This is a genomic window from Aminobacter ciceronei, assembly GCF_014138625.1.
In the GTDB taxonomy this organism is placed as follows: Bacteria; Pseudomonadota; Alphaproteobacteria; order Rhizobiales; family Rhizobiaceae; genus Aminobacter; species Aminobacter ciceronei.
In genome coordinates this window covers 1-8,426 of the sequence record NZ_JACJHY010000078.1, presented here as the reverse complement: position 1 = coordinate 8,426, position 8,426 = coordinate 1, and the positions used below count along the sequence as shown (strand labels likewise).

At 55.2% G+C, this 8,426-nt stretch carries 7 protein-coding genes and 1 pseudogene; 6 read left to right on the top strand and 2 right to left on the bottom strand.

The genetic code is table 11. The features are described 5' to 3' along the window. The first annotated feature begins 246 nt into the window (after positions 1-246). The 5 genes from HNQ95_RS33075 to HNQ95_RS33055 all read left to right on the top strand — a co-directional run bounded on the left by HNQ95_RS33075 (position 247) and on the right by HNQ95_RS33055 (position 6,133). Positions 247-1,182 carry a LysR family transcriptional regulator gene (locus HNQ95_RS33075; protein WP_154387365.1) on the top strand — a complete coding sequence of 312 codons (936 nt, stop codon included), beginning with the start codon at positions 247-249 and terminating at the stop codon, positions 1,180-1,182. 218 nt (positions 1,183-1,400) lie between these two features. Further along, on the top strand, positions 1,401-3,050 hold the full coding sequence (locus HNQ95_RS33070; protein WP_182576236.1) for a trimethylamine N-oxide permease: 1,650 nt from the start codon (positions 1,401-1,403) through the stop codon (positions 3,048-3,050). A gap of 365 nt (positions 3,051-3,415) precedes the next feature. Then, a complete protein-coding gene (locus HNQ95_RS33065) occupies positions 3,416-4,639 on the top strand; it encodes an agmatinase family protein (RefSeq protein WP_108606004.1) in 1,224 nt (407 codons plus the stop codon). A 68-nt stretch (positions 4,640-4,707) separates the two neighbouring features. Continuing rightward, complete coding sequence (locus tag HNQ95_RS33060; RefSeq protein WP_182576235.1) at positions 4,708-5,307, top strand: HupE/UreJ family protein; 600 nt, start codon at positions 4,708-4,710, stop codon at positions 5,305-5,307. Between the two features lie 91 nt (positions 5,308-5,398). After that, the gene (locus tag HNQ95_RS33055; protein ID WP_182576234.1) at positions 5,399-6,133 is read left to right on the top strand and encodes a helix-turn-helix domain-containing protein; all 735 of its coding nucleotides are present in this window, start codon (positions 5,399-5,401) and stop codon (positions 6,131-6,133) included. Here the strand turns inward: HNQ95_RS33055 and HNQ95_RS33050 are convergent. Continuing rightward, a complete protein-coding gene (locus tag HNQ95_RS33050; RefSeq protein WP_154387362.1) occupies positions 6,130-7,038 on the bottom strand; it encodes a LysR family transcriptional regulator in 909 nt (302 codons plus the stop codon). The two genes, HNQ95_RS33055 and HNQ95_RS33050, sit on opposite strands and share 4 nt — an antisense overlap. Before the next feature lie 516 nt (positions 7,039-7,554). Beyond that, positions 7,555-8,094 (bottom strand): annotated as a pseudogene (locus tag HNQ95_RS33045) (ISNCY family transposase); the annotation flags it as partial. Between the two features lie 122 nt (positions 8,095-8,216). On the opposite strand from HNQ95_RS33045, the gene HNQ95_RS33495 reads away from it, so the two are divergent. After that, positions 8,217-8,426 (top strand): hypothetical protein (locus HNQ95_RS33495; protein ID WP_210283904.1); only part of this gene is annotated, 210 nt, incomplete at its 3' end.

The following is an 8,426-nucleotide window of genomic DNA, read 5'->3' as shown; positions in this document are numbered from 1 at the left end:
ATCGAAACGCGCCATGATCACCTCCCGCTGATTGCAGGAAGGGAATCACAACCGATGCCAAATGGGAATCCCGTTTATGGGTATGTGACCTAGAGGGCGATCGGAGTTGAGGGAAATTGCGTTCCCAATCATGCCGCTGGTGAGGTGAGTTATGATACGCTTCTTCGGGATTAATTGATTGGCTCGCAAAAAGCAGCGCGCAGCACGGCGCCTTGGAAGAATATCGCAGTCAGGAAGTGGTCGCAGATGCCAAATGACGATCTTAAACGCCGAATGCAGCAATTCAGCCAGCGGCTCGACTGGAACCTACTAAAGACATTCTATGACATAGTCGAGGCTAATGGCATCACCGCTGCTGCCAATGTTGGATGGCAGAAACAATCCACCATCAGCCTGGCTCTGAAACGTCTCGAAGCTGTCGTCGGCAGCAGGCTGTGCCAGCGGGGACGCGCAGGATTTGAACTCACTGATGAGGGGAGAATCTTGTATGATTGTGTAAAGCATATTCATGAAGGTATAGAGCAGTCCCAATATGCGATCGACAACTCGAGATGCAATATCTCTGGAAAACTTGATGTTGCTATCATTAGTAATTTTGCAAGCAGTGTAATGGACGGAATTTTTATAAAATACAACTCTGAATATCCTGACGTTTTAATAAAACTTGACGTATTGACCTGGGGCGATATAACAAAATGTGTGGTAAATAATGACTATGATATTGGCATATCACCAATATTGTATAGGCATAGCGATCTCAGATATGATTTCCTGGCGCGGGAGTATCATAGGATATACTGTGGAAGACAGCATCGTCTTTTTAATGAGTTGCCAGACCCGATTACTCTCAGTGATGAAGCGTTCATCCTGACTGGCTCCGATGAGCCAGATTCACTTACAAGTTTCCGTCTTAGACATCGCCTGGGACAAAAGGTAACGGCGAGAACTCCAAATCTTGAGGAAGCAAGGCGTCTGACCGTTGCAGGCGTTGGAGTGTGCATCCTTCCCGAGCAGTTTGTCGCTGCCGATGTTGACGATGGTCTGCTTTGGCCATTGTTGGGTCGGACCGAGGACCTATCGTGCGATATATACCTCATCAGCAACATTCATTCACAGAAGCGAGCCGCCAGAGATGCGTTCATTGAGAAGTTTGTAGAAGTTACGAGCGATATTATTCAATAGTTGTTTAATTCAACGATATGTCTCTTATCGAAGAGAATCTAGAAATATTCAAATATATTAGCATAAATTTTTAGTGCGACGGCACGAGCCGTCGGTCGGCGAACATTGGTGTCGTCAATGTACAAAATAGCTGCGCGGTAGGTTTCTCGGCGCCCTCCATGTGTTCTCAATAGGCAAAAAGCAGGGTCATCAATGACTCATAATGGAGGAGAACCCGCATGGAAGCCGGAACGCAGGAATTCTCAATGCCCGGAACGCCGGCGCTCATAGCCACACATGAAGCGCCATCATATTCCCTTCAGCGTACACTCGATTGGACGCACGCCTTCTGGTTCGCGGCGGGAACCCCCGTCCTCGTGCTCTTTTCCATCGGCGCTGTTGCCTCGGCTATGGGCAACATTTCTCCGCTGGTGTGGATTGTTTCTATGTTTATTGGCTTCATCCAATGCTTCACCTACGCGGAGATATCGGGCCTGTTTCCGAACAAGTCGGGCGGCGCGTCGGTCTATGGCGCCATGGCATGGGTGCGGTACGGCAAGATGCTTGGACCGATTTCGGTCTGGACCAATTGGTTCTCCTGGTCTCCTGTCTTGGCAGTCGGATCGGGCCTCGCGGCCGGCTATGTTTTGCAGATGCTGTTTCCGGCTGACGCCGCGATACGCACTTGGTCGATCACGCTGCTGGACCTGAGCTATATCAAATCGGGCCTTCACCTGCGCATCAACTCGACTTTCCTGCTTGGCATGCTTTTGATGCTGACGGTGTTTGCGATCCAGCATCGTGGTGTCCTGAACGCCGCAAAGGTGCAGATGGCGGTAGCCGTGGCAGTGCTGGTGCCGCTCTTCCTTATCGGCATTGTTCCGCTCTTCACAGGCGATGTGCATTCGAGCAATTTTTTGCCTTTTGTTCCCCTCACTCAGGATGCGTTGGGACAGCCTGCTGCCGGCACTTGGAACATGGTTGGCTATACAACGTTCGCAGCGGGCCTGCTGCTGGCTGCCTGGTCCACCTATCCGTTTGAAACGGCGGTGTGTTATGTCCGCGAGTTCAAGAATCCCGGATATGATACAGTGCGTGCGCTGGTCTATTCTGGATTGCTGTGCATCCTGTTCTACACTGTCGTGCCGATCGCGTTCCAAGGCTATCTCGGCCTGGACGGAATGCTCGACCCTGGCATCTATGACGGCACCGGCGTTGGTCGAGTGATGGCGCAGATGGTGGGGGCCGGCCCCGTGCTGGCCAATATCATCATGACGATGCTAATCCTGTCGGTTTGCTTGGTCATCATGACTGCAATGGCAGGGTCATCGCGCACACTCTATCAAGGTTCGCATGACGGCTGGCTGCCGAAATATCTGTCCAGGCTCAATAGCCATGGCGCACCCGTCGCCGCCATGTGGACCGATCTGATCTTCAATGCTTTCCTGCTCATGTTGTCGGACTATGTGTTCCTCATTGTGCTCGCCAACACTACCTACATGATCTTCGTGTTCCTCAACCTACAGGCCGGGTGGCTGCATCGGATAGATAGGCCAGAAGCCCCGAGGCCGTATCGCTGTCCCAACTGGCTGCTTTGGGTTGGCGGGATCTGTGGTTATCTCAACCTGCTGATCATGGGATGGGGGGCTGACTTCTGGGGCGAACGAGCCTTGCTCGCTAGCCTTGCGATCACTGCCGGCATTATCCCGATCTTCCTGTTCCGTCATTACGTGACCGATCGCGGAAAATTTCCTGAGTGGATGCAAGCAGACCTGATGGAGGGCGACGTGCCGATGAAAAAACGCGCGGGGAATTTGCCCTATGTCGTTCTCGTCACTGGTGGTTTGACGATCTACATCGGGCATCTGCTCGCCACCTATCAAATGTAAGTGTTTCAATAGCAGCGCCATCGAAGCCGCTTGCTAGAGAAGCTGTCGACCCCGCCGGGACCTGCTCTCGGTGGGGTCGATGCTTTACGTCAGCTGTCCGGTGCCTAGGCATGTGGTTGCGGATTGACCTGATCAATGTTGCTCATTGAAAAGTAGGGTGTTGATCTAATAGTAGTCTGAAAATATCATCCTTGATGAGGTCTACTTATTGGATAATTTCTTGAGTAGACCTTCCGAGTTGCTACACAATAATTAGATGGTTTGGCAATTGGGTCTTGTGCAGTGAGTATCCGACATATCGAATAACTCGGGTGTGATTTCAACAAAGACCCGTTGGAACGATCTATCAAACCTAGGAATAAGCAATGGGAAATGGACCTCACGATCATCACCACAGCGGCGACCATAGCCACTCTCATGCCGAGGAAATAAGAAACTCGACGGATGGCAGGCAGGCACTTGATCGACTTTCGCGCATCTCTCAAAAGAAGCAGGAGGAGGAGACTGCCCGGTCGCTTGAGTTGGGTCTGGAGGCGGCATCGTCAGTGGTCGACCGCAGCATCTCGCTGTTCAGCCGCGGCCACCAGCCTGCCTTCGCCGGCATCAATACTTTCATGAAAGTCCCCTATTGCGAGGACATCCGCAAGATTGGTCAATACGAAGCCGCATTCGTCGGCGCGCCGTTCGATTCTGCGACCACTTATCGACCAGGCACCCGGTTTGGGCCCCAGGCCGTTCGGAGGATCTCCGCTCTCTATGACGGTTACTGGTTCGATGGCGGCGTTGACATCTACGAGGAGTTGGACCTCTGCGATGCCGGCGACATCTTTGTCATTCCTGGCAACATCGAAAAGACTTTCGATCAAGTCACCAAGGCCGTATCGCACATCTATACGTCTGGCGTCTTCCCGATCATCTGCGGAGGCGATCACAGCCTCGGCTTCCCCAATGTCCGCGGGATCGCTCCGCACATCGACGGCAATGTCGGCATCATTCACATCGACCGGCATATCGATATCCAGGAGAAGGATATGGATGAGCGGATGCACACCACGCCCTGGTTCTGGACTACACATGAGGGGCGCGAGATATCACACCGCGATCATAGCCACATGCATGATGTTGGCTTGCCAAATTGTCATCCCAAGAACCTGGTCCAGCTCGGCATCGGGGGATGGTACGGGAACCGTCCAGGCAGCGCGGTCGCCCAGAGGCGTGGCACCAGTGTCATGACGATGTTCGACCTGGAGAAGCACGGAGCCAAAAAGGTGGCCGAAATGGCCCTTGAGATGGCTTGGGAAGGGTGTAAGGCGGTATATCTCTCCTTCGATATCGACTCGATTGACCCAGGCTTTGCGCCCGGAACAGGCTCGCCGGAGCCGGGTGGTTTGATGCCTCGCGAAGCCTTCGAGATAATTCGGACGATCGCGGCCGAGGGACTGTGCGGGATGGAGGTGGTTGAAGTTTCGCCGCCCTATGACGTCAATGATAATACAGCCCAACTTGCCTGCAGAGTTGTTCTCGACACTTTGGGCACGCTGATCGCGAACGGCAAACTTGGCCATCGCGACAAGGCGCGGGTCGGCTGAGCATGGCGTCGCTTGCAGCCTTTTTCTCAAGACCACATCGATAATTCGAACGGAAGTGCAGGTGGTTCATGTCTAAATTCAGCATTCGCACGCTGCTGACTGCAGCAGTCGTTACTTTCCCCACTTTGGCGATGGCTCACCCAGGACACGGTGACGTTCATGGCTTTTCCGGCGGTTTTGCCCATCCACTGGGTGGTCTCGACCACGTATTGGCGATGACGTTGGTTGGAGTCCTTGCGGCACAGCTCGGCGGTCGGGCGCTCTGGCTCGTTCCCGCCAGCTTTGTTGGCGTCATGGCCCTCGGCGGCTGGGCCGGTTTTGCCGGCGCAGGCCTGCCCTTCGTCGAACTGGGAATCGCAGCCTCAATTGTCGTGCTTGGAGCGATAGTCGCCTTTGGTCTCAGTGTACCGGTTGCTGCAGCAATGGGGTTGGTTGGCTTCTTCGCAATTTTCCATGGCTATGCCCATGGTGCGGAGATGCCAGAAAGCGCCGGAGGTCTGACCTATGCCGCTGGTTTCATGGCCGCCACAGCATTGCTGCACACGCTGGGCCTTGTTGGCGGCCTTCTGCTCGACCGCGCCACCAAAATGAGAGGCGCATCCATTGTTAGATGTGTAGGCGGCGTCGGTGCGCTCGCTGGGGTGGCCATTCTCTCCGGCATCCTCTGACCCCAACTAAGAGGCGTCCCATTGGGGCGCCTCTTGACCGCAAACACCGTCTTTTCGTTTGCCAAACTGGCGCTTTGCGAAGGAGTCTTGGATGACTGGCCTATCCGGTTCCGTGGAGCAGTCGGCCGACATGTTACCCGAGCAGCTCTCATTTGAGCATACGAACGCCTTCGTCGACCGCCATGACGCTGGCAAAAATCATATCGATGAAGGCGAGCGCCTGCAGGCTGCTATTGGTCGTGAGATCCGCTCGATCCGTATCCGTTACGGCCTGAGTGCCACCGAATTGGCGTCAGCAGCAGGCATATCGATCGGCATGCTTTCAAAAGTGGAGCATGGCAGTATTTCGCCTTCGCTCGATACGCTGCAGGCACTGTCGTCCGCGCTTGGAGTGTCGCCGACGGCCTTGTTTCGACGCTACGAAGAAAACTACAATGCTGTCTTCGTCAAGGCCGGCCAAGGGCTGAATGTCGAACGGCGTGGCACCCGAGCTGGCCACCACTATGATCTGCTTGGTTCTGGCTCCAACACAGCCGGTGTGGTGGTCGAACCCTATCTGGTAAGCCTCTCGCAGCCTTTGGATGAACTGCCTGTGTTCCATCATGACGGTCTGGAACTGCTCTACATGCTCGAAGGCGAGATACTCTATCGGCACGACAGCAACCTCTACCGGATGAAACCGGGGGATAGTCTGTTCTTCGACGCCAGTGCACCGCACGGCCCGTGCGAGTTGATAAAAATGCCAATTCGACTTCTCTCGGTGATTTCCTACCGCGCCGCCTGGCAGGCGACTGACGGACGGCGATCAAAATGTCGACGCCGTTAACTGAGGCAGGCGATAAAATCCTCACGGAGCCTGTCGCGTCGTGCAAGCTCCGGGAAACTCGGCTTGTCAATGACATAAACGCCGACGGATGGAGCCATTTGACGTGGAAGCAAAGGCCACAATCTTCGATTTGCTTCATCCGCCGACGCATAGCTCTCGGGCAAGAAGCAAAGCCCTATTCCGAGAAGTGCAAACCGCCTTGCCTCCTCGAGATGTTCGCTGACGGCAGATATTTTTTGGCCGAGCCCGTATTGCAACCGAAACGCGCGCAATTCATCGGGCTCATCGCTGCCAGTAAGTATGAAACGCTCATCCGCGAGAGCCAGCGGGTCGTCGAACTTTTCACCGAACAGCCGATGATGAATTCCGCAATACGGCCGGTGAAGCTCATTCGAAAGAAAACGGTATCTGAGTTCCGGACGCATGATTCTGGAAGGAGCCACCCCGATGTCGATCTCACTGCGCATGACGGAGCCCGCTACGTGAGCCGAGGCCATCGTCGAGACAACAAGCTCCACGTTCGGAAACCTGGTGTGAAAGAGGGCTATCGCCATGTCCAAGGTTCCACTGACGAAGTTGCTAATCAGCCCAATCGACAGATTCCCATGGATTTCGCTCGACGCTTCACTGGCAAGGCTTGGAATTTCGCGAACCGCACGCATCATTGGAGCGCAGAGTTCAGCCAATAATATCCCTTCAGCCGTCAGCTCGAAACCTGCCGAACCACGCCTGCAAAGGACAGTCCCGATCCGCCCTTCGAGACGCTGGAGTGCGAGGCTTATGGCGGATTGCTTCAGAAGAATACGGTCCGTTGCCTTTGTTACTCCACCGGCCTGCACGATCTCGTGGAATATCTTCAGCAAATTCCAATCGAGGTCACGGGCGAAATCATCGATTGACGTCATGAAGACTTTGGCTCCGGCGACATGCAATCCGGCATTGCATAGCCGCGATGGTCGTGCGGCCAAATATATCACTCTTATTCGTAACGCCAAGCCTGCATCGGGCAAGACCAAAAATCTGGCCGAGACAAGGCAAAAAAAGGAGAAAAGACGGATGAACTCGAGAGATGTCTACCGGCATATGCGGCGGATAAGAAGCATCTTGTACTGGGTCTTTGCGGTGAGGGCACGTCGACTTTAGGCCCAAGATCAGGATTGCCCAGTCGATCGAGCTTTCCGTTCGGGACAACTGCTGCTGACCAGCTGGAAGCTACGTGACATGGCGCCCCCCCCCCCCGACGATCCCGAAGCGCGCGTCCTGGTGAATATCGCGCAGTCGTCAGATACTGCGAAATGACCAAAGCCTCCTTGCTAGCCGCGGCAGCATTGGCGGAACAGGCGCTGCAGGTGAACCCTCACAATTCGAGCCATGCGAACAGTTAGCATGTCGTTCGGCGGCCTGCCGAATTGGCCGTTGCGTCAGAGGCGGGTGAAGAGGGCGAGATTGTAGGACGGAGGACTAGACATAGGTTTTGAAGTGGTCGAGCCCGCGCCACGTGCAGCGCACCAAGCCATGGGCGCGCTTCAGTCATGAGATGTTGGCCTCGATGCCGGCGCGGAAGTTCCGCAGCTTGCGATAGACCCATTGGCTCTTGACCATGTCTTCGATCCTGTGTCCCACCTTCTTGTAGATAGCCATGTCGCGCACGCCCCAGGCCTTGGCCTAGCTCAGATTGCCGCGACTAGCAAAGCCGCCGTCGGCCGCCGCCTGATGCGGTGCCTGACCATAGAAGGCGACGTGGCGCTCCAGCATCGGCAGTAATCGCCCGCTGTCGGCCGGGTTGCTCGCTCCGACCACCAGATCGAGGATCATGCCGCTCCTGCCGGTGGCAGGTTGAGCTTGTGGCCGTAGTCGACGTCGCGGGTGCCTTTGACGATGATATCGGCGTGAGGCTCGAACAGGCTGACCAACTTCTCGCCGGCCGGCACGTGCCGCTCGCTCTGGGGGATGATCTGCTCGAAGCGCACAGCCGTGGCCGTTCAGTCGGCGTGATGATGCCAGGGCAGGGGTTGGCCGAGATCGCGGTACGGCTAGGGGTCGGCGATACGCTCAAGCGTTCTGTGAGCCAGGCGAAGGATCGATGTCGTTCATCTTGGCGGTTTATGCCGACCGCCGAACTGTGCCGAGCGCCTTTTTCGATGATGTCGGTATGCGCCGCTTGCCCCGCGATATTGACCAGGGGCCGGTCGTTGACACTAGGTCACATACCCATAAACGGGATTCCCATTTGGCATCGGTTGTGATTCCCTTCCTGCAATCAGCGGGAGGTGATCATGGCGCGTTTCGATCT